Source organism: Acidimicrobiales bacterium (assembly GCA_036399815.1).
Lineage (GTDB): Bacteria > Actinomycetota > Acidimicrobiia > Acidimicrobiales > DASWMK01 > DASWMK01.
Genome location: DASWMK010000088.1, coordinates 21,387 through 42,333 on the forward strand (window position 1 = coordinate 21,387; position 20,947 = coordinate 42,333).

The 20,947-nt window shown below is 74.2% G+C and carries 19 protein-coding genes; 8 read left to right on the plus strand and 11 right to left on the minus strand.

Features of this window, described 5'->3' with window-relative positions:
* Window positions 1–45 precede the first annotated feature (45 nt).
* From VGB14_06465 to proB, 4 genes are read left to right on the plus strand one after another with little or no spacing between them, the layout of a single operon-like run.
* Entirely contained in the window at window positions 46–618 is a 573-nt protein-coding gene (locus VGB14_06465; GenBank protein HEX9992551.1) for a TadE family protein, read from the plus strand.
* The gene (locus VGB14_06470; GenBank protein ID HEX9992552.1) at window positions 615–2,285 is read left to right on the plus strand and encodes a pilus assembly protein TadG-related protein; all 1,671 of its coding nucleotides are present in this window, start codon (window positions 615–617) and stop codon (window positions 2,283–2,285) included. The genes VGB14_06465 and VGB14_06470 overlap by 4 nt, the downstream gene beginning before the upstream one ends.
* A gap of 18 nt (window positions 2,286–2,303) precedes the next feature.
* Complete coding sequence (obgE, locus tag VGB14_06475) at window positions 2,304–3,551, plus strand: GTPase ObgE (GenBank protein ID HEX9992553.1); 1,248 nt, start codon at window positions 2,304–2,306, stop codon at window positions 3,549–3,551.
* The gene (proB, locus tag VGB14_06480; GenBank protein ID HEX9992554.1) at window positions 3,548–4,639 is read left to right on the plus strand and encodes a glutamate 5-kinase; all 1,092 of its coding nucleotides are present in this window, start codon (window positions 3,548–3,550) and stop codon (window positions 4,637–4,639) included. The genes obgE and proB overlap by 4 nt, the downstream gene beginning before the upstream one ends.
* Before the next feature lie 3 nt (window positions 4,640–4,642).
* On the opposite strand, the gene VGB14_06485 is transcribed toward proB, so the two are convergent.
* The 9 genes from VGB14_06485 to VGB14_06525 form a co-directional block, all read right to left on the minus strand.
* Complete coding sequence (locus VGB14_06485; protein ID HEX9992555.1) at window positions 4,643–5,446, minus strand: PspA/IM30 family protein; 804 nt, start codon at window positions 5,444–5,446, stop codon at window positions 4,643–4,645.
* 10 nt (window positions 5,447–5,456) lie between these two features.
* Window positions 5,457–7,142 carry a murein biosynthesis integral membrane protein MurJ gene (murJ, locus tag VGB14_06490; protein ID HEX9992556.1) on the minus strand — a complete coding sequence of 562 codons (1,686 nt, stop codon included), beginning with the start codon at window positions 7,140–7,142 and terminating at the stop codon, window positions 5,457–5,459.
* Window positions 7,139–7,903, minus strand: a complete 765-nt coding sequence (locus VGB14_06495) for a hypothetical protein (protein HEX9992557.1) — start codon at window positions 7,901–7,903, stop codon at window positions 7,139–7,141. The genes murJ and VGB14_06495 overlap by 4 nt, the downstream gene beginning before the upstream one ends.
* Window positions 7,904–7,996: 93 nt before the next feature.
* Complete coding sequence (locus tag VGB14_06500; protein ID HEX9992558.1) at window positions 7,997–9,292, minus strand: type II toxin-antitoxin system HipA family toxin; 1,296 nt, start codon at window positions 9,290–9,292, stop codon at window positions 7,997–7,999.
* On the minus strand, window positions 9,289–9,573 hold the full coding sequence (locus VGB14_06505) for a helix-turn-helix domain-containing protein (GenBank protein ID HEX9992559.1): 285 nt from the start codon (window positions 9,571–9,573) through the stop codon (window positions 9,289–9,291). The genes VGB14_06500 and VGB14_06505 overlap by 4 nt, the downstream gene beginning before the upstream one ends.
* A gap of 73 nt (window positions 9,574–9,646) precedes the next feature.
* Window positions 9,647–11,476, minus strand: a complete 1,830-nt coding sequence (locus VGB14_06510; GenBank protein ID HEX9992560.1) for an extracellular solute-binding protein — start codon at window positions 11,474–11,476, stop codon at window positions 9,647–9,649.
* A complete protein-coding gene (locus tag VGB14_06515) occupies window positions 11,473–12,498 on the minus strand; it encodes a hypothetical protein (GenBank protein HEX9992561.1) in 1,026 nt (341 codons plus the stop codon). Before VGB14_06515 ends, VGB14_06510 begins: the two co-directional genes overlap by 4 nt.
* 31 nt (window positions 12,499–12,529) lie before the next feature.
* On the minus strand, window positions 12,530–13,921 hold the full coding sequence (locus VGB14_06520; protein HEX9992562.1) for an AAA family ATPase: 1,392 nt from the start codon (window positions 13,919–13,921) through the stop codon (window positions 12,530–12,532).
* Window positions 13,918–14,499, minus strand: coding sequence for a GNAT family N-acetyltransferase (locus VGB14_06525; GenBank protein ID HEX9992563.1), 582 nt, complete (start codon window positions 14,497–14,499; stop codon window positions 13,918–13,920). The genes VGB14_06520 and VGB14_06525 overlap by 4 nt, the downstream gene beginning before the upstream one ends.
* A gap of 25 nt (window positions 14,500–14,524) precedes the next feature.
* Between VGB14_06525 and VGB14_06530 the strand changes: the two genes are divergently transcribed.
* The 3 genes from VGB14_06530 to VGB14_06540 are packed head-to-tail and all read left to right on the plus strand — an operon-like array spanning window position 14,525 to window position 17,146.
* The gene (locus tag VGB14_06530) at window positions 14,525–15,769 is read left to right on the plus strand and encodes a glutamate-5-semialdehyde dehydrogenase (protein ID HEX9992564.1); all 1,245 of its coding nucleotides are present in this window, start codon (window positions 14,525–14,527) and stop codon (window positions 15,767–15,769) included.
* Between the two features lie 6 nt (window positions 15,770–15,775).
* Entirely contained in the window at window positions 15,776–16,180 is a 405-nt protein-coding gene (locus VGB14_06535; protein ID HEX9992565.1) for a hypothetical protein, read from the plus strand.
* A 48-nt stretch (window positions 16,181–16,228) separates the two neighbouring features.
* Window positions 16,229–17,146, plus strand: coding sequence for a MoxR family ATPase (locus VGB14_06540; GenBank protein HEX9992566.1), 918 nt, complete (start codon window positions 16,229–16,231; stop codon window positions 17,144–17,146).
* A 240-nt stretch (window positions 17,147–17,386) separates the two neighbouring features.
* Here VGB14_06540 and VGB14_06545 read toward each other — a convergent pair whose 3' ends face one another.
* The gene (locus VGB14_06545; protein HEX9992567.1) at window positions 17,387–18,094 is read right to left on the minus strand and encodes a GAF domain-containing protein; all 708 of its coding nucleotides are present in this window, start codon (window positions 18,092–18,094) and stop codon (window positions 17,387–17,389) included.
* Between the two features lie 145 nt (window positions 18,095–18,239).
* Between VGB14_06545 and VGB14_06550 the strand changes: the two genes are divergently transcribed.
* Window positions 18,240–19,721, plus strand: a complete 1,482-nt coding sequence (locus VGB14_06550; protein HEX9992568.1) for a VWA domain-containing protein — start codon at window positions 18,240–18,242, stop codon at window positions 19,719–19,721.
* A gap of 3 nt (window positions 19,722–19,724) precedes the next feature.
* On the opposite strand, the gene VGB14_06555 is transcribed toward VGB14_06550, so the two are convergent.
* Window positions 19,725–20,947 (minus strand): alpha-amylase family glycosyl hydrolase (locus VGB14_06555; protein HEX9992569.1); only part of this gene is annotated, 1,223 nt, incomplete at its 5' end.

Consider the following 20,947-nt stretch of genomic DNA (forward strand, 5'->3'; position numbering starts at 1 on the left):
CTCGGACGGTCGGGCGGCCGATCCTGGCGGCGAGGAGGGGATGGGATGGCACGCCGGGCGCGGAGAGGACGGCAGCGGGGATCGGTGCTGGTCGAGGCGGCCATCATCTTCCCCGTCCTGCTGATGGTGACCTTCGGGATGATCGAGTACGGGCTGGCGTTCATGTCCGCTTCGACGACCAGCTCGGCGACCCGGTCGGGGGCCCGCATCGCGTCCACGGCCTACGCCCCTGCCGTCAGGTCCGGCACCGCCAACGGCGTGATCGACCAGGTGCGGCTGGCCGTGGAGGACGACCTCAAGGCGCTGTCCCGGGCCACGCCCGTGAAGCTGTGGATGTACCGGGCCGACCCGTCGAGCCCCGGCGGCGCCCCCACCGGGTCGCCGAACTTCACCACCTGCACCACGAACTGCATCAGGTGGACGTGGGACGGCAACCACTTCGCCAGCCGGGCGGGCACGTGGCCGTCGCCGACGGCGTGCGGCAGCACCCTCGACAGCGTCGGCATCTACGTCCAGGTCCGCCACGAGTTCCTGACGGGGTTCTTCGGGAACGGCAAGACCATCTCGGAGCACACCGTCATGCGGATCGAGCCGCTCCCGACCGACCAGTGCCCGTGACGCCCGACGACGCCCCGGCCGGCGACCGCCTGAGCGGCGACGACGACGGGTTCGTCGCCGTCTGGTTCGCCCTCCTCCTGCTCGTGCTGTTGGCCTTCGCCGGCGTCGGCATCGATGTCGCCAACTGGTGGTTCACCGCGCAGCGGGCCCAGCGGGCGGCCGACGCCGCCGCGCTCGGCGGCGTCGTGTTCCTCCCCGGCGACCCGGTGACGGCGGCCAGCACGGCCGTCGACATCTCGGGCCGCAACGGCTACCGCAACGGGGTCAACGCCAGCGTCGTCGCCACCCAGGAGCCGAATCCGACCCGGCTCAGGGTGAAGGTGACGACCGTCGTCGACAACTACTTCGTCGGGCTCGTCGCCGCCGACCGCCAGACGATCAGCCGGCAGGCGGTGGCCGACTTCCAGGGGCCGGTCCCGATGGGCAGCCCCGAGAACCGGCTCGGCAACGACCCGGACCAGCCGGCCGCGGCCCTGCCCCAGATGTGGCTCAACCTGGCGGCCAGGGGAGCCAACAAGGCCAACGGCGACCGCTACCAGTCGACCGGCTGCGGCGTGGCCGCCTACCAGTGCTCGGGCACCAACAACGAGTACAGCCCGAACGGCTACTTCTTCACGGTGCGGGTCAGCGCCATCGGCTCCGGCCCGCTCACGTTCCAGGCCTTCGACCCGGTGTACGCGACGGTCGGCGACAACTGCGACGTCAACCTGCCGACCGCGGCGCAGGCGACGGCGCTGAAGAACACCGGACGGTCGGAGTACGCCGACGCCCCGACCCGCTACGCCACCGGGTCGACCGGCGCCGCCGCGCCGTTCTGCACCGGCGACAACAGCGTGGGCGGCACCGGGATGATCTCGACGTTCATCGTGCGGGCGCCCGACAACACGCCGTGGAGCAACACCGACAACCCGGTGGTGTCGACGGCGTCGTGCCAGCCCCGCCAGTACGGCGCCTGGGACCAGGCCGTCTACCCCCTCCTCAGCCCGTCGAGCCCGACGTACAACCCCACGTTCGCCTCCCAGTTCCGGCGGTGGGTGACGTACTGCCAGATCCCCGCGGGCACGGTCGTGCGGGGCGACTACATCGTGCAGGTCCGGTCCAACGCTCTCAGCGGCTCGCCGCTCGTGGCGTCCTCGCCGTCGACCGGCGGCCACAACCGCTTCTCCATGCGGGCCGGGTTCGGCACGACGACCCTGAGCGGCACCGGCGTGTCGCTGTTCGCCACCGGCCGCCTGCCCATCTACATGAACGCCACCGGGTCCGACACCCGGTTCTTCGTCGCCCGCATCCCCCCGAGCACCGCCGGGCGGACCCTGCACCTCGAGTTCTTCGACGTGGGCGACGCCGCCGCCGCCGGCTCGATCACGATCCTGCGGCCGCTGTCCTACGGCGAGTCGGCCTTCCCGTCGTGCCGCTTCAAGCGGGACAACTCCGTCGCCGTGAACACCGCGCCGTGCACGCTCACCGGCGTCTCCGCCGCCGGCGGGTACAACGGCCGGCTGGTGACCGCCGACATCCCGCTCGCCACCAACTACACGTGCAACATGGCGAACGCGCTCGACTGCTGGGTGAAGATCCGCTTCACCTATCCCTCGGGCACGAGCGTGCAGGACACCACGACGTGGGCCGCCAACGTGGTCGGCGACCCCGTCCGCCTCGTCGAGTAGCGCCCCTATCCTGGCCCGGTGTCGGGCTTCGTCGACGAGAGCGGCCTCCACGTCCGCGGCGGCGACGGCGGGGCCGGCGCCGTGTCGTTCCGCCGCGAGGCCTACGTGCCGAAGGGCGGTCCGGACGGGGGCGACGGCGGCAAGGGCGGCGACGTCTGGCTGGTCGCCGACCGCAACGTCGCCTCCCTGCTGGCCTTCAGGGACCACCCGCACCGCGCCGCGGGCAACGGCGGCCACGGGTCGGGCAAGCGCCGCCACGGCGCCGGCGGGGCCGACCTGCTCGTGCCCGTCCCCGAGGGCACCGTCGTGAAGGACCGGGACGGCACCGTGCTGGCCGACCTGGTGCGGGTCGGCGACCGCTGGCGCGCCGCCGAGGGCGGCCGGGGCGGGCGGGGCAACGCCAGCTTCCTGTCGAACCGCCGGCGGGCGCCGTCCTTCGCCGAGCAGGGCGAGAAGGGCGAGGAGCGGTGGCTGCGGCTGGAGCTGAAGCTGATGGCCGACGTCGCCCTCGTCGGGCTGCCCAACGTGGGCAAGAGCACCCTGATCTCCCGCATCTCGGCGGCCCGGCCCCGCATCGCCGACTACCCGTTCACCACCCTCGAGCCGAACCTCGGCGTGGTCCGCATGGAGGACGGCGACGAGATGGTGGTCGCCGACGTGCCCGGGCTGATCGAGGGGGCGAGCGAGGGCAAGGGGCTCGGCCACCGGTTCCTCCGTCACGTCGAGCGGGCCAGGGTGCTCGTCGTCCTGCTCGACCTGGCCGAGGTGGCCGAGCGCCCGCCCGACGCCCAGCTCTCCGTGCTGCTCGACGAGCTCGGCCGCTACCGGCCCGAGCTGCTGGAGCGGCCGCGGGTCGTGGTCGGCTCCCGGGCCGACCTGGCCGGGTCGGGGCCGGGGGCGGCGTGGGACGGCGACCGGGTGTCGGCGGTGACCGGCGAGGGCGTCACCCGGCTGGTCGGGCGCATGGCCGACCACGTGCGGGCGGCCAGGGCGGCCGAGCCCGAGCCCGACGGGTACGTCGTGCACCGGCCGGTGGCGGAGGGCTTCCGGGTCGAGCGGGATGCCGGCGGCGGCTGGGTCGTCGTCGGCCGGCAGGCCGAGCGGGCCGTCGCCCTGTCCGACCTCACCAACCCGGACGCGCTGGCCTACGCCCAGGCCCGGCTGCGCCGCATCGGGGTCGACCGGGCGCTGGCGAAGGCGGGGGCCAGGGCGGGCGACACCGTCCGCATCGGCGACCTGCGCTTCGACTACGAGCCCGACGGGTGATCGTCGTCGCCAAGATCGGCTCGTCGTCGCTCACCGACGAGCACGGCGACATCGACGAGGCCGCCGTCGAGAAGGTCTGCGGCGAGATCGCCGTCCTCCGGGCCGCCGGCCACCTCGTCGTCCTCGTCACCTCGGGGGCCATCGCCGCCGGCCTGCCCGCGCTCGGGCTGTCCGGCGACCGGCGCCCGCGGGACGGCGCCACCCTCCAGGCGGTGTCGGCGGTGGGTCAGGGGCGGCTGATGCGGGTGTACGACCGGGTGCTCGGGCGGGCCGGGCTGGTCGGCGGGCAGGTGCTGCTGGCCCCGCTCGACTTCTTCGTCCGCCAGCAGTACCTCCACGCCCGCAGCACCCTGCTGCGCCTGCTCGAGCTCGGCGTCGTGCCGGTCGTGAACGAGAACGACGCCATCGCCGACGACGAGATCCGCTTCGGCGACAACGACCGGCTGGCCGCCCTCGTCGCCCACCTCGTGGCCGCCGACGTGCTCGTGCTGCTCACCGACGCGCCCGGCCTGCTCACCGCCGACCCGAGGGTCGACTCGTCGGCCTCGCTGATCGAGGAGATCGTCGAGGTCGACCACGAGCTGGAGCGGCTGGCCGGCGGCCCGGGCGCGATCGGCAGCGGCGGCATGGCGTCGAAGCTGGCGGCGGCGAAGATCGCCGCCTGGTCGGGGGTGCGGGCCGTGATCGCCGCCGCCGACCGGGACGGCGTGCTGGCCGACGCCGTCGCCGGCCTGCCCGGCGTGGGCACCACCGTGCTGCCGAGGGCGCGCCGGCTGCCGGCCCGCAAGCTGTGGATCGCGTTCGCCGTCGGGTCGTCCGGCACCGTCGTGGTCGACGCCGGGGCGAGGGCGGCGCTGCTCGACCGGCAGACGTCGCTGCTGGCCGCCGGCGTCGTGCGCTGCGAGGGCCGGTTCGGGCCCGACGACGCCGTCGAGGTCGCCGGCCCCGACGGCCGGGTGTTCGCGAAGGGACTGGTCCGCCTGGGCAGCGAGGCCCTGGCCTCCGTGGCCGGCCGCCGCACCTCCGACCTGCCCGACGGCACCCCCCGCGAGGTCGTCCACCGGGACGACCTGGTGGTGCTGCCCTAGCCGCTACGCGGTGCCGGGGGTGGCCGTGCCCTCCGTGGGGACGGCCGTGCCGGGCTGGGGGATCTCGGCGGCCGCCGGCTCGCCCGAGGCCAGGCCGAGCTGGGAGCGGATCTGGGACAGCCGGGCCTGGGCCTCGGTGTTCATGGCCGCCTGCTCGATCTCGAGCATCCGGCCCTCGACCGACTCGCCGGCCAGCTCGGACATGCCGCGCGCCTTGGCGTAGCGCTGCTCGATCTTGTCCCGCACCTCGTCGAGGGTCGGCACGTCCTCGCCGACCGTCTCGGACAGCGAGGACATCGCCCGGTTCATCTGCTCCTGCATCTTCGCCTGGTCGAGCTGGCTCATCAGCTTCTGGCGCTCGCTCAGCTTGCGCTGGAGCTGGGCCGAGTTCTGCTGGACGGCCGCCTTGGCCTGGTCGGCCGCCTGGGTGGCCTGGAGGTGCAGGGTCTTCAGGTCCTCGATCTCGCGCTCCAGCGCGATGAGGCGGTTGGCGAAGGACTCGGCGGCCGACGTGTACTGCGCGGCCTTGGCCGTGTCGCCCGCCTTGGTCGCCTCGTCGGCCATGAGCACGGCCTGGCGGGCGTTGGCGTTCACCTTCTCGAGCTCGCCCATCGTGCGGTTGAGCCGCATCTCGGTCTGCTTCTGGTTGGCGATGACGTTGGCGGCCTGCTCACGCAGCCGGCGGTGCTGCTCCTGCGCCTCGATGATCGCCTGCTCGAGCTGGACCTTCGGGTCGGCCATCTCGTTGAACGACCCCGTCATCCGGGCCGTCATGTACTTCCACCAGCGGCGGAGGAGCTTGAACATGGGGACGAGCCTAGGGCAGACCCCGTCGGCGACGCGTACGGGAGGCGACGAGGTCGGCGACCGAGCGGACCTCGTCCACCCGCAGCACGAAGAGCCCGGCGCCGTAGACGGCCGCGCCGGTCGCCACGCCGGCGGCCATGCGGACCACGGCCGGGCCGCCGGTGTCGCCGCCCACCGACCGGGCGACCACCCACACGGCGGCGGCCATCACCCCGGTGGCGGCGCCGATCCTGGCCAGGCTGGTCGCCGTCCGCCGCCCGTCCAGGCCGCCCAGCCGTCGCCGGAGCACGGCCCAGGCCACCACGGCGGCGATCGTGTACGCCCCGGCGTAGGCGACGGCGAGCCCCTGCACCTGGAAGCGGTGGACGAGGGCGACGGCCAGCACCATGTTCACGCCGTTCTCGAGCACGTTCAGCAGGAACGGCGTGCGGGTGTCCTTCAGCGCGTAGAACCCGCGGAGGACGTAGAGGTAGGCCGAGAAGCCGAGCAGGCCCAGGCTGAACAGGGCCAGCACCTCGGCCGTGCGGGCCGCCGACGCGCCGCTCAGCGCGCCCCGTTCCAGCAGGGCGGACACGATCGGGCGGGCCAGCAGCGCGTACCCGGCGGCGGCGGGGAGGACGACCAGGGCGAGGAGCCGCAGCCCGAGCGAGAAGCGCCGCCGCATGCCGTCCCAGTCGGCCCTCGCCGCGAACGCGGCCAGGTCGGGGGCGACCGTCGTCATGATCGACACCGCGAACAGCCCGTGGGGCAGCTGGAAGAACACGAACGCGTACTGGTAGGCGGACACGTCGCCGGGCCGCTCGTTGGCCAGCGCCAGCACGAGGAACAGGCAGGCCTGGTTGGCGGCGACGTAGCCGAGCGTCCACCCGGACAGCCCGGCCACCGCCCGCACGGCCGGGTGGCGCAGCTGCGGCCGCCAGCGCAGCTGGACCCCGGCCCGGCGGACGGCCCACACGTTGACGACCGCCATGGCCGCCACCCCGCCGGTGGCGCCGAGGCCGAGGACGGCGAGCAGGCCGGCGTCGCCCCGCACGTCCCCGAGCGCCGGGCGGTGGCCGGCCAGGGTGGGCACGGCCAGCAGGGCGGCGCTGACCACGAGGTTGTTCAGGACCGGGGCGAACGCCGGCGGGCCGAACCGGCGCCGGCTGTTCAGCAGGGCGGTGGCCAGCGCGGTCACCCCGAAGAACAGGATCTGGAGGAGGAACAGCCGCAGCAGCGGCAGCATGACGGCGGCCTGGGCGTCGGCCGCCCGCTCGTCCAGCCGCACGGTGTAGACGTGCACGAGCAGTGGTGAGGCGGCGACGGCGATCGCGGTCAGGACGACGAGCGCGGCGGTGGCCACCGTGACGACTGCGCTGGTCGCCTCGTCGTCGCCCCGCTCGCGGTGCTCGACGAACAGCGGGACGAGCGTGGCCGACAGCACGCCGCCGAGGAGCAGCTCGTAGACGATCAGCGGCGTGGTGTTGGCCAGGTTGTAGGCGTCGGACAGGGCGGTGGCGCCGAGCGCGTACGTCAGCGCGCCGACCCGGACGAGGCCGGTCACCCGGCTGAGCGCGGTGCCGACGCCGACGACGGCCGAGGAGCGCACGAGGTCGCCCGCCGCCGTCGCCGCCGGCGACGGGGTGCCCGACCCCGGGGAGGTGGCCGACCGGACGGCCTCGCCCCCGGCCGACGCCGGGTGCTCGGCCTCGGTCACGCCGTGCCGGTGGCGAGGCCCCGGCCCGGCCCCTCGGTCTCCTCGAGGGCCTGGCGGAGGGCCTCCATCTCCTGGACGACGCTGTCGACGTCGGTGCCGAGCGTCTCCAGGTCGCTGACGTCGTTGGCCGTCACCGACAGCTCGATGGCCCGGGCGACGGCCTCGTCCAGCTGCGCGTTCAGCAGCTGGAGCGTCTCGCCGGCCTGCTGCACGGTGCCGTACATGCGCTCGGCCGAGGCCAGCTGGGAGCGCAGGGCCTGGGCCGTGCGCTCGAGGTTGGTCCCGTGCGCCCACGGCTCGTCCATGTTCCGCTCGACCTGGGCCAGCTGGGCCTGGGTCTGGCGGACGTCGAGGTGGCCGAGCGCCCGCTCGAAGGCGTGGCCCTGCCGGGCGACGGCCCACACCTCCTCGACCCCGGTCGCCACCCGCTCGCCGATCTCCTTCAGCCGGTCCTGGAGCGGGCCGGGGCGGGTGCCCCTGATCGCCGCCTCGAACCGGTTGCGGGCCTGCTGCGCGTCCTGCACGAAGTGGCGCCAGGGCTCCTTCAGGGCGAACGGGTCGACGTCCGGCCCGCGGCGGGGTCGGGGGATGGCGACGGCCACCCGCGCCCCGTAGGCGACGGCCCCGACGGCGGCCGCCGCGGCGATGGGCAGCCCGGCCAGGATCCCGGCGGCCGCACCCGCCCCGGCCAGCAGGATGCCGAGCGGCGACATGATCGCCCTCGCCACCTGGGGCGTGAAGAACCGGTCCCGGAACGCCATCCCGGCCTCAGCCTGTCAGATCGACGGCGCGCCCCGATGCCGCTCCCGGGTGGACGCACGGCCCGCAGCCGTGGCCCGCCCGCCACCGGGCGATCACGTCCCCGATCGGCGCCCCGCGCCGCCGAGCGTCGTGGCGCACCAGCGCGCCCGTTCGGCGACGGCGTCGGTGAGTCGTGGGGGGAGCGGGCTGTCGAGGTCGCGGACGGACGCCGCCGCCTCCGCGACGGCGTCCGGGGCGACGTCGACGACGCGGCGCGCCCGCACGACCAGCTCGTCGGCGGGGATCCGCAGCTGCCGCGCCATCGCCGTCCACGTGCTCGGGCGCTGGGTGTGGAGGCGGTAGTCGTCGCCCAGCTTCATCGCCAAGGTCAGCTTCCTCGGGTGCACGCCGTAGGGGAGCGCGGACGCGATGTCGTACAGGGGGGCCAGCCGCACGTTGGGCCCGGCGAGCAGGACGGAGTAGTTCTTGGCGTGGGCGTCGGTGGCGGCGATCACCCAGTTCCACACCAGCGCGTCCGCGAAGGCGCGTACGGCGGCCTCCGCCGGGCCGGCCGGCATCGAGCCGCGGAGGAGCCGGGCGACGTCGGTCGGCCCCGGACCGCCGTCGGCCTGGTACTTCGCCGACGGGGCGACGCCCAGTGCCTGGCACGCGTCCTCCTGGTGGATGCGGACCGTCGACGTCCCGTGCGGCACGCGGTCGTAGCGCTCGACCACGACGGCCGTCAGTCCGCCGATGGTGCCGACGTCGGTGCGGACGGCCGGGAGCCCGGCAGCCGCGGCGGCGCGGAGGCAGACGTGCTCGTTGAGGTCGTGGTCGTCGAGCCCGGCGATCGCCGGCTTGAGGATGTGGGTGCTGGCCGCCCTGCCGACCGGCAGGCCCCACCGCCGGCCGTCGTGGAACAGCGCGGTCTTCGCCTGGGCGCCGGCGAGGCTGAACCGCCCGGCGAAGTCGGCGCCGAGCCAGGCTGCCGCGTCGGAGCGGAGCTCGGCGAGGCGGCGGGCGACGTCGTCCTCGGTCAGCCACTCGATCGTCCCGGGCCGGCCGAGGTGGTCGGCGACGCCGTCGGGCTCGACGAAGGCGACGGCTCCGGCGCAGTCGAGCCCGACCGGGCTGGCGAGCAGCCCGAATGGCGACGCCAGCGACACCTGGAACCGCCGGGCCCAGCGCTGGAGGACGGCGTCGTTGTCCGGGAGCAGGCCCCAGAGCCAGGGCGTCACCACGGCGTCCTGGTGCACCCGGACCCGCGGCGACATCGACAGCGAGAGCGGCGTCCGGTCGCCCCTCGCCTGGTAGTCCTCGGCGTACACGAACGTCAGCCGCCCATTGCGCGACCGCTCGAGCGCTCCGGCGATCGTGTCGCCCACGAGGACGACGAGCGTGGACGTCACCGACGGAGGTAGTTCGACAGGAACGCGTCGAGGTCGATCGTGTGGGTGTCGCCCGGGGTCGGCGGCGCCGCCTGCTCGGTCCCGACCTCGAGCACCAGGCCGAGGGCGTCGAGGAGGCGAAGCACCGTCACGAGGTCGCCGCCGCTGGCGCCCCGCTCGAAGTCCGAGACCCACTTCCGGGAGACGGCGGCCCGGGCGGCGAGGTCGCGCTGGGTCCACCCGAGGTCGAGGCGCCGGCCCCGGGCCAGCGCGGCGAGGTCACGTGGCGTCCGGATCGGCATGGCTCACCCCTGTGCCACCAGTCGGTGACACTGTACCGGTGTCACCGATCGGTGATCGCCGGGGTGGTACCGGTCAGAAGTTGGAGATGACGGCGGTGAAGACGCGGCCGATCGTGGTCGCGTCGGTCGCCGCGTACACGGCGGAGTTGCTGGCCTCGGCGATGCGGCGGAGGACGGTCTGGTCGGCGTCGGTGCCGTAGGCGATGGGGAACACCCTCACGGGGCGGGTGGCCTGGCCCTCCGTCCCGGCCCGCAGCGCGCCGAGCAGGGACTCCAGCTGGGCCTCGTCGTCGCTCGTGACCCCGTCGTCGTTCTTGCCGTCGGAGAGCACGACGACGGCGTTGATCCTGGCGGGGTCGAAGCCCTCCAGCGCGGTCTCGTAGGCCGACTGGACGGCCGTGTAGAGCGGGGTGGCGTTCGTCGGGAACAGCGAGCGGATGCGGGTCTGCACCGACTCCCGCTGCTCGCCGGCCGGGCCGAGGGCGACGAGGTCGAGGAACTCCTGGTCCTGCCCGTCCCCGAGGTTCGTGCTGAACACCCGCAGCCCGATCTCGTCGTCCGGGTTGAACAGCTCCATGGCCTCGACGGCGGCCTCCTTGGCCAGGTCGAGCTTGGTGGGCCCTCCGGGGTCGCCCGGGTCGGCCGGGTCGCCCATCGACCCGGAGATGTCGATGAGCAGCAGCACCCTCGCCTTCTTCCGCTGGTCCTCCCAGCGGTCGAGGACGCCGATCATCACCGGCGGGTCGGGGATCTCGAGCGTCGTCTGGGGCTGCTCAGGGTCGAGGCCGTTCGCCGCCGTGATCGGGTCGCCCAGGGCCACCTCGGGGTTGCCCGGCCGGAAGCCGAACTCGAGCACCTTGCGCTGGTTGTCGGGCTGCTGCACGAACTCGCCGAAGCGCTCGGCGCCCTCCCGCTCGAGCTCGTCCACCCACGGGGCGTCGAGGACGATGTACGGGTTGTCGGAGAAGAGCGTCCCCTCCTCCGGGTAGATGGCGACGAGGGGGACGCGGGGCGGGCGGGGCTCCTCGCCGGGGTCGAGCACGCCGTCGGGGTTGCCGGTGTTGTAGTCGACGACCGACTTCTCCTCGACGGCCACCGCCGACACGTAGGTCAGGCCGGCGCCCCGCTGGTCGGCCCGGTAGAGGTTGTTGAGGAACGTCTGGGTGATGTCGCCGTAGTGGACGACGGCCGACTCGACGCCCTCGTTGAAGTCCGCCACCTCCGGCGAGTCGAGGTCCTCCAGGCTGAGCCCGGACGTCGTCCCCGTCGCCGCGTACGTCTGGGCGATCAGCGCGGACAGGCCGCTCGTCGAGAAGTTCGGGTTCGTCTTGCCGAGCCGGAAGGCGCCCCACTCGGGGTGCCCGAAGTCGCCCCAGCCGCCGCCGCTGCGGGCCAGCTCGAGGATGTCGGCCCAGCCGAGCGGCTCGTCCGGCCAGCCGAGCGCCTCGGCCATCGGGCGGGGCATGGCGATGACGAGCGGGGTGAGCATGAACGGCTGGAAGTCGCCGACCATCGCCGGCTGCCCCCGGTCGGCGAGGCGCTGGTTGAGGATGGCGCCCCAGGCGCTCGACGCCGGCGACCAGACGACGGGCTGGGGGCCGTTGAGGTCGGTGTCGGGCCAACCGTCGGCCAGCAGGGTGGTCGCCGCCCCCGACGCCTTGTTGAACGGCTGCACGAACACGCACTCGTCGCCCACCTGGGCGCTCTCGCTCTCGTTGAAGACGCCGGCCAGCTCGGTGAGCAGCGACACCTTCTCCGAGGAGACCGCCATGTCGATCACGGCGCAGTCGCCCGGGTCGCCGAGGTCGCTCGTCGTGTCGCTGGACTCGTCGGTGCTGCCGCCGGGCGAGCACGAGGCGAGGAGGGCGGCGGCCACCACCGCGGCGAGGAGGCGGCGGGTCATCGCCTGGCCTCGTCGGCCCGCTGCCGCAGGGCGACGAGCACGCCGGCGCCCGGGAGGCCATTGCCCGGCTCGAGCTCGTCGAACGAGCCCACGCCGGGCAGCCCCTCGGCGCCCCGCACCCGCCAGCCCAGCTCGGCGAGCAGGTCGCGGGCCTCGGTCGTGCCCAGCGCGTCGCGGAGCGCGTCGGCCCCGTCCGCCCCCGGCACGGTGGCCAGCACGACGTCGGCGGTCACCATGGGCGAAGGGTAGAGGACCGCACCCTGCGGATCGGCGGCAGCCGCCACCTGGGGGCCGGCCTCGGCCTCCAGCGCACCGACCACGGACAGCACCGCGGGCCCGGCGGCCAGGAGCTGGCGGACCTGGTTGCGGCCGGCGCCGGCGTTGGCCGCCGCCGTGCGCTCCAGCCCGGTGAACCAGTCGTCGAACTCGGGGGTGCCGAGGTCGTTCGTGGCATAGGCCGTCGTGCCGAGGAAGCCGGCCGCCGCGGCGGCGAGCACGGCGAGGCCGGGGACGGTGTCGGGGCCGGCGTGGGTGACCCGGACGTCGCCCCACGTCGGCTCCCCGCCGTGCGCCTCCCAGCGGTCGCCGGCGGCGGCGCCCACGCAGGCCCATCCCGGCTCGGCCCCGCAGTCGGCCCGGAGCGCCTGCTCGCGGTCGGTGGCGACCACCAGCACGGCGGGGGAGCGGGCCAGCACCTCGCCGACCTCGAGGTCGGGGACCTCACCCTGAGCGTCGACCACGGCGGCCATCTCCGGCCACGGCTCGGCGACGAGCCAGCCGTCCGCGCCGATGGGCTCGCCGGCCGCCACCCGGTCGAGGGTGGTGCCCGGGTCCTCCACCAGCCCGTCGACCTCGAGCCCGGTGCACAGGGCCGCGAGCTCGGTGGCGCAGAGGAGGGTCGGGCGCTCGGCCGCCGGCCCGGGGCCGTCGTCGCCGTCGCCCCTGTCGTCCAGGCGGCCCCGCACCCACAGTGCGCCGGCGACCATGGCCACGGCCGCGACCAGCGCGCCCAGGCGTCTCACGGGCCGGGACGGTAACGCCCGCCGGCGGTCGTCATCCGGCGGCGTCGGGGACGTCGTCCGCGGTGAGCGCCCGCAGCTGCTCGTCGGTGACGTCCCCGAGGTCGACGATGCGGCTGGCCTGGCGGGCGACGGCCGCCTCGAACAGGTTGCGGACGAGGCGGGCGTTGCCGAACCCCTTCGACCTCGGCACGGCGTCGAGGAGGGCCCGCAGCTTGGCGACGGCGGCGTCGTCGGGCCGGTAGTCGGCCTTCTCCGCCATCGAGGTGAAGATGGCGACCAGCTCGTCGGTCGAGTAGTCCGGGAAGAAGATCGTGCGCGGGAACCGGGACCGAAGCCCCGGGTTGGAGCCGACGAAGTCCTCCATCTCCTCCGGGTAGCCGGCCACGACGACCACGATGCGGTCCCTGCGGTCCTCGACCAGCTTGACGATCGTGTCGATCGCCTCCCGGCCGAAGTCCCGCTCGCCGCCCCGGACGAGGGCGTAGGCCTCGTCGATCAGCAGCACGCCCTCGTCGGCGGCGTCGAACACCTGGCGCACCTGGATGGCCGTCTGCCCCACGAACCCGGCCACCAGCTGGGACCGGTCGGTCTCGACGAGGTGGCCGCGCTCGACCACCTTCAGGGTCCGGTAGACCTGGGCGAGCAGCCGGGCGACGGTCGTCTTGCCGGTGCCGGGGTTCCCGGTGAACACGAGGTGGCGGCTCTGGTCGGCGACCGGCATGCCCCGCTCGCGGCGCAGGTTCTGCACCTGGATGAGGTCGGCCACGAGGTGAACCTCCTCCTTCACCGGCGCCAGCCCGACCAGCTCGTCCAGCTCGGCCAGCAGCTCGTCGAGCGGCCGGGGCGGCGGGTCCTCCTCGGCCGGCGGCACGGCGGGGGCGACGGCCGGCTCCGGGCCGGCCGGCTGGGCCGGCACCGGCGTGCCCGGCTTCGGCACCCGCTCGAGCTCCATGGCCCGCACCAGCATCCCCCGGAAGCGGTCGATGGCCTGGAGCTCGGTGTGGGACGTGTGGGTGTCGAGCGAGGCGACCGTGTGGGCGACCTCCATCGCCCGCTCGTAGTACGTCCACGACGCCCTGGTCGAGCGCCGGGTGTCGGCCCGCACGAGGATGTCGAACATCGTCGACGGGGCCTCCAGCCACCGCCGCTTGTCGACCAGCAGCCCCGAGGACCGCACGTCGTTCGGCGTCGCCCGCAGGAGCGACGTGTCGAGCCGGCCGCCGAACGCGCCGATCAGCTCCCACAGCTCGTCGTCGGTGTGGAGGCCGTCGCAGTCCACGAACGCGGTGGCCAGGTTGAAGGCCTCGACGACGACGTCGCGCTCCAGCTTGGTGGGGTCGAGCAGCTTCCCGGCCACGGCGACGAGCAGCGGGGTGACGTCGCCGACGAACCGGTCGACGGCCCTGGCCAGCGGGCCGGTCATCTCGGCCCCCGCCACATCGGCCACACCGGCGGCCCGCCGGGGAGGCGCAGCTCGGTGCGGACGGCGAACCCGTGGCGGGCGTAGAAGGCGAGGTTGGACTCCTTCGACGACTCCAGGTAGGCCGGGAGGCCCTGCTCGTCGCACCGGTCGAGCACGGGGCCGAGCAGGGCCGACCCCACGCCCGTGCCCTGGTGGTCGGGGTCGGTGCCGAGGACGGCCAGGTACCAGTGGGGCTCGTCGGGATGGTGGCGCTCGATCAGCGACAGCAGGCGCAGGGCGGTGGGCAGGCGCCGGCCGAACAGCCGCAGGAAGAACGGCAGCCCCCGCACCACCTCCCCGGGGGACGTGCGCCAGCGGTCGGGGGCCGCCCACACGGCCGCGCCGGCCTGCCCGTCGACCGTCCACACCGTGCCCAGCCTGGCCTTCACCTCGTAGCCGAAGAAGCGGGTCAGCTGGTCGGGGCGGCGGCCGTCGGACGGGAACAGGAACCCCATCACGGGGTCGTCGTCGAAGGCCCTGGCCAGCGACCGGCTGAGCGGGCGGACGTCGTCGGCGGTCGCCGGCCTCACGGCGTGCACCCGGGAAGTCTTATCGTGAGTGGCCGTGGCGACGACGATCCCGGAGCTCGGCCGCCGGGCCAGGGCCGCGGCCCGCGTGCTGGCGACGGCGACGACCGAGGCCAAGGACGCCGGGCTGCTAGCCGCCGCCGACCTCCTCCTCGAGCGGGGCGACGAGGTGCTGGCCGCCAACGTCGAGGACGTGGCCAGGGCGGAGGAGGGCGGGGCGTCGGCCACCGTCGTCGACCGCCTGCGCCTGGACGGGCGGCGGCTGGAGGGGATGGCCGGCGGCCTGCGCAAGGTGGCGGCCCTGCCCGACCCCGTCGGCCAGGTGGTGGACGGCTGGGTGCGCCCGAACGGCCTCCGCATCCGCCGGGTGCGGGTGCCGCTCGGCGTCGTCGCCATCGTCTACGAGAACCGGCCCAACGTGACGAGCGACGCCGCCGCGCTGTGCGTGAAGGCCGGCAACGCCGCCTTCCTCCGGGGCTCGTCGAGCGCGGTGTCGTCCAACGTCGCCGTCGCCGCCGCGCTCCGGGAGGGGTTCGCCAAGGCCGGCCTGCCCGCCGACGCGCTTGTGCTGGTCGAGGACACCAGCCGGGAGGCGGCCGTCGAGTTCCTGCGCCAGCGGGAGTTCGTGGACTGCCTGATCCCCCGCGGCGGCCCGTCGCTGATCCGGGCCGTGCTCGAGCACGCCACCGTGCCCTACGTGATCGACGGCGACGGCAACTGCCACGTCTACGTGGACGCCGCCGCCGACCTCGACATGGCCGTCGACATCGTCGTCAACGCGAAGACGTCGCGGCCGTCGGTGTGCAACGCGGCCGAGACCCTGCTCGTCCACGCCGACGTGGCCGCCGACTTCCTGCCCCGCCTCGCCCCGGCGCTCGACGGCGTCGAGCTGGTCGGCGACGAGGTCGCCCGGTCGCTGCTCCCCGGCTGCGGCGAGGCCGGCGAGGAGGACTGGTCGACCGAGTTCCTCGACCTCAAGCTGGCCGTGCGGGTGGTGGGGTCGCTCGGCGAGGCCGTCGACCACGTCCACCGCTACGGCACCGGCCACAGCGAGGCCATCGTGACCACCGACGTGCGGGCCGCCGACCGGTGGGTGCGCGAGGTCGACGCCGCCGCCGTGGTCGTCAACGCCTCGACCCGGTTCGTGGACGGCGAGGAGTTCGGCTTCGGCGCCGAGATCGGCATCTCCACCCAGAAGCTCCACGCGCGCGGGCCGATGGGCCTGGAACAATTGACCACGGCGAAGTTCGTGGTGGAGGGCCACGGGCACGTCAGGAGGTGAGCGGGCATGGGCGTGACCGAGCTGGCGATCGTGGTCGTGGTCCTGGTGGTGCTCGCGGTGGCGGTCGCGGCGGCGATCCGGGTGGCGCCGGTCGAGCGCCGGCACCGCGCCGTCGTCGACGCCGCGCCTGACGCCTGGCTCGACGAGCTGGCCATGACGGCGGGCGACCTGCCCGATCACCGGCTGGTCGCCGCCGGCCCGTCGTCGATGTCGATCACCCGCTCGTACGTCCCCGTGTGGGCGGTGGTGGTGGCCGTCGTCGTGTTCCCGTTCGGGCTCCTCGCGCTGCTCGTGCGGCGGGAGCGGACGGGGACCGTGTCGGCGCGGCCCCGGGGCGACGGGCGCACCGACGTGTCGATCGCCGGCTGGTTCGACCCCCGGCTGATCGCCAGGGTGAACCGCCTGCTGTGACCATTCGCACTTGACCGGTCAGTCAAGAGGCTCCGGTACGCTCGGCCCATGAGCGAGCGGTTCGGGTCCGTGGCCGAGGTGCGGGACGGGCTCCGCAAGGTCGACTACCTCGCCGACGAGGGCATCGCCGGCGTCGTGTACCTCGCCGACCGGCTCGGCAAGCCGGTCCTCGTCGAGGGCCCCGCCGGCACGGGCAAGACCCAGCTGGCCAAGTCGGTGGCCGACGCGACCGGCGCCCGGCTCATCCGCCTCCAGTGCTACGAGGGCCTCGACGAGTCGAAGGCCCTCTACGAGTGGAACTACCGCAAGCAGCTGCTGCGGATCCAGGCCCAGCGGGTGGTCGAGGAGGGCGAGAGCCCGACCGGCTGGGCCGACATCGAGGAGGACATCTTCTCGGAGGACTTCCTGCTCACCCGGCCGCTGCTCGAGGCCATCCGGGCCGAGGACCCGGTCGTGCTCCTGATCGACGAGGTCGACCGGGTCGAGGTCGAGACCGAGGCCCTGCTGCTCGAGATCCTGTCCGACTACCAGGTGTCGATCCCGGAGCTGGGCACGGTGACCGCCACCCAGGTGCCGCTCGTGTTCCTCACGTCGAACAACACGAGGGAGCTGTCCGAGGCCCTGAAGCGGCGGTGCCTGTACCTGCACGTCGACTACCCGGACCTCGACCGCGAGAAGGAGATCGTCCTCGCCAAGGTGCCGGGGGTGACCGACCACCTCGCCGACCAGGTCGCCCGCATCGTGCGCTCGCTGCGCCAGCTCGAGCTGAAGAAGCCGCCGTCGGTGTCGGAGACCATCGACTGGGCCCGCACGCTCGTGCTCCTCGGCGTGCAGGACGTCGACGCCGAGCAGGCGACGGCCACGGCCAACGTCCTCCTCAAGTACCACTCCGACATCGCCAAGGCGGTGAAGGAGTTCGCCGGCGACGGCCAGTCCTGGAAGCGCACCGGCCCCGCCCCCCGGTGAGGCGGATCAGTGGGCGCTGGTGTTGCGACGGGTGTCGCCGAGAGGACGTCCCGTCCTTGCGGCGGCCAGGACACGGCGCTGGCCTGGGGTGAGGCGGGCGCGAATCGTCGCTGCGGCGCGCCGGACTGCCGCAGCCTCGTTCCTGGGCGGCCCGTAGACCACCATCTTGCTCCCCGCCGTCTTCCGGACGACCTTCATGCGGACCCAGCCTCCTGGTTCTCGATCGTACCCGCTACCCAGCTACGCACCCGGCGGAAGCGACGCATCGGCGGGGGACTCTCCACCGATGAGCACGACGCCGACGGCTGTCGCCAGCAACCGCAGTGCCTGTCGCGTCCTCGGGTTCGACCAGTAGCCGTCGTTCCGTCGGCTGATGGCCATGACAACGCCGATCGGGACGCCGTTCACGAGCACGGGATGGGCAGCGACGGACCGGTACCTCCGAAAGAGGCGCTGCTGCCGGGGCGTCAGCCCGTAGGTCGCGTTGGAGACGTCGTCGCCTTCCACCACGGTGAACTGCTGCTCGGACCACGCAGTTCCCGTTGCACCGTCGCCAGGACGGAACACCTTCGACTCGGGCTCCTCGACATCGCGAGGGAATTCGGGGATCAGGAGATCGGCGTCGGGGTCGTAGAGGTAGAGCGTGATGTCGAAGTCGCGCCGGAGGCCGGGCCATCGCTCCTCGAGGAGGTGCTCGACGACCTCGGCTGCGACGAGGCTCTGGTAGTCGGCGGATGAGCCGGCCTGCATGGTGGTCTCGACGTCGGGAGGGTCGAGACCGAAAAGGTCCGCCAGGCGCTCCAGCGATTCGTCTCGTCGCAGGGCCTGCCGAGCGGTGAGAAATGTCCCGACGCCGAACCCCGCGACCACGAGCGCTCTGGCGCCGAACGGCCACCGCAGGAGCTCTGGGGCGAGGATCGTGAAAGCGGCCGGGATCGCGAGCAGCACGACGGCAGCGATGAGGAGCATCCCTCGCCGGCCGGATGTCCAATCGTCCGAAGCAGCCGCCACCGCTCTCCTCCTGCCCTGCGGGCGCTCGATCGTGACAGAGCGCGGGCATGGATGGGGTGACCCACGGGCCTACGCTTCCCGAGTGCGGTTCTCGGCGCGCGGTGACGACGCGGCCGTCCCCGACGGGGGGCGGATGCTCGACCTGCTGGCCGGGTTCATCCAGGAGCTGCGGGCCGCGGGGCTGCCCGTGTCGCTCACCGAGAACCTCGACGCCATGGAGGCCGTCACCCACATCCCGATCGAGGACCGGGAGGCGTTCAAGTACGCGCTCGGGGCCACGCTCGTCAAGTCGGCGTCGCACTGGCGCGCGTTCGAGACCGTGTTCGAGGTGTACTTCTCGCTGCGGGGCGACCAGTGGCGGATCGGGCAGCAGGACGACCCGCTGACCGGCCTCGACGACGCCGCCCAGGCCGCCCTCGACGAGCTGCGGTCCGAGCAGGCCGGGTCGGGCGGCGAGCACATGACCCCCGAGGAGCTGGCCGAGCTGCTCTACCGGGCGCTCATGGAGGGCAACGAGGCCGTGCTGCGGGCCCTCGCCCGCCAGGCCGTCGCCCGCTACGCCGGGATGGAGCCGGGCCGGCCCGTCGGCGGCACCTACTACCTGTACCGCACCCTCCGGAACCTCGACCTCGACGGCGTGCTGGAGCGCCTCATGGAGCAGGCGAGGGAGGAGGCCGGCGGGCTCACCCCGCTCGAGGAGCGGCTGGAGGCCGACGAGTTCCAGGCCCGCCTGGCCCGGCTGCGGGAGGAGATCGAGGCCGAGATCCGCCGCCGCCTGGTCGGCGACCGGGGGGTCGACGCCATGGCCCGCACCCTCCGCAAGCCGCTCCCGGAGGACGTCGACTTCATGCACGCCAGCCGGGAGGAGGTGGCCAACCTCCGCAAGGCGCTGCACCCGCTCACCCGCAAGCTCGCCGTCCGCCTCGCCCGCCGCCGCCGGCGGGGCCGGCGCGGCCCGCTCGACTTCCGCCGCACGGTCCGGTCGTCGCTGTCGACCGGCGGCGTGCCCGTCGAGCCCCGCTTCCGCACGCCCCGCCCGTCGAAGCCCGAGATCATGGTGGTCGCCGACATCTCCGGCTCGGTCGCCGCCTTCGCCCGCTTCACCCTCCACCTGGTCCATGCCATCAGCGGCCAGTTCTCGAAGGTGCGCTCGTTCGTGTTCATCGACGGCATCGACGAGGTGACGAGCTACTTCGAGGGGGTCGAGGACCTGGCCGAGGCCGTGCACCGGGTGAACACGGAGGCGGACGTCGTCTGGGTCGACGGGCACAGCGACTACGGGCACGCCCTCGAGGTGTTCTGGCAGCGCTGGGGCCGGGAGATCACGCCCCGCACGACCGTCCTCGTGCTCGGCGACGCGAGGAACAACTACCACGCCACCCAGGCGTGGGTGCTGAAGGAGGTCGGCCGCAAGGCCCGCCACGTGTACTGGCTGAACCCCGAGCCCCGGTCGTACTGGGACACCGGCGACAGCGTGGTCGGCGAGTACGGGGTGCACTGCGACGGCGTGTTCGAGTGCCGCAACCTCCGCCAGCTCGAGCGCTTCGTCGACCACCTGGCCTGACGGTCAGGCGAGCCGCCAGGCCGAGAACGTCGGGCCGTCGCCGGGGAGGGTGAACGCGCCGTCGGACACCGCGACCTCGTCGGCGTCGTGCAGCGGGGAGAGCGCCTCGGCGCCGAGGAGGGCGGCCGGGAGGCGCACCGCGGGCGAGGGGGACCGGGCGGCCAGGCACAGCACCCGCTCGTCGTCCGCCTCGCGCAGCCAGACGAGGACGTCGTCCCCGACGTGGGCCCACCGGAAGCCGCCCCGGCGCAGCGCCGGCGACGACCGGCGCATGGCGACCAGCGCCCGCCAGCGCTCCAGCAGCGCGCCGTCCCACGACGGCCGGCCCCACGGCATCGGCACCCTGGCCGCCTCGCCGTCCTCGCCCCTCGCGCCCACCTCGTCGCCGTAGAGCACGGCCGGCACGCCCGGCCAGGCCATCAGCATCCCGGCGCCGACCATGGCCGCCCCGTCGTCGGCGGCCACCGACCGCCAGCGGGCCGTGTCGTGCGAGCCGAGCAGGGTCATCGAGGCCGCCGTCGACCGCCACGGCACGGCGGCCCGGAAGGCGTCCGCCGTGCGGGCCAGCGCCGCACCCGGCCGGCGGGGGACGGGCAGCGGCCCGCCGAACGTGCCCGCCGCCCCGCCCGGCTCGGCCAGCCACTGCCACACGGGGAGCGTGAAGGCGGCGTACGCCATCGTCCCGTGCCACCCGTCGCCGCCCAGCACGCCGGACGCGTCGAAGCCGTGCTCGGCGACCAGCCAGGCGTCGGGGTTGGCGGCGGCCGCCGTCGCCCTCGTCCGCCTGGCCACCTCGGCGTTGAGGTCGACGGCGCCCATCCGGCCGGCCATGTTGGCGACGTCGATGCGCCAGCCGTCGAGGGAGAACGGCGGGCGGAGGAAGCGGTCGGCGACCGAGCCGGGCCCCTCGTAGAGCCGCCGCCGCAGCTCGTCGCTGCGGTGGTCGAGCTTGGGCAGCGACGGCACACCGAACCAGCACTCGTAGTCGTCGGGGTGGCGCCGGAAGGTGAAGAACCCGGCCTCGACCGACGACGGGTCGGCCTGCGCCCGGCGGAACCACGCCGAGGTGGCGCCGACGTGGTTGAGCGTGAGGTCGCCGACGACGCGCATGCCCCGCCGGTGCAGCGCGGCCGCCAGGGAGGCGAGCGCCTCGTCGCCGCCGAGCAGCGGGTCGACGTGGTCGAACGAGGCGGCGTCGTAGCGGTGGTTCGACGCGGCCGGGAAGA

Excerpts from the sequence above, each read along its gene's own strand:
- VGB14_06485 (HEX9992555.1), bottom strand. The coding sequence starts at position 5,446 with ATGTTCAAGCTCCTCCGCCGCTGGTGGAAGTACATGACGGCCCGGATG.
- VGB14_06495 (HEX9992557.1), bottom strand. The coding sequence starts at position 7,903 with ATGGCGTTCCGGGACCGGTTCTTCACGCCCCAGGTGGCGAGGGCGATC.
- VGB14_06540 (HEX9992566.1), top strand. The coding sequence starts at position 16,229 with ATGAGCGAGCGGTTCGGGTCCGTGGCCGAGGTGCGGGACGGGCTCCGC.
- VGB14_06465 (HEX9992551.1), top strand. The coding sequence starts at position 46 with ATGGCACGCCGGGCGCGGAGAGGACGGCAGCGGGGATCGGTGCTGGTC.
- VGB14_06535 (HEX9992565.1), top strand. The coding sequence starts at position 15,776 with ATGGGCGTGACCGAGCTGGCGATCGTGGTCGTGGTCCTGGTGGTGCTC.
- VGB14_06510 (HEX9992560.1), bottom strand. The coding sequence starts at position 11,476 with ATGACCCGCCGCCTCCTCGCCGCGGTGGTGGCCGCCGCCCTCCTCGCC.
- VGB14_06505 (HEX9992559.1), bottom strand. The coding sequence starts at position 9,573 with ATGCCGATCCGGACGCCACGTGACCTCGCCGCGCTGGCCCGGGGCCGG.
- VGB14_06520 (HEX9992562.1), bottom strand. The coding sequence starts at position 13,921 with ATGACCGGCCCGCTGGCCAGGGCCGTCGACCGGTTCGTCGGCGACGTC.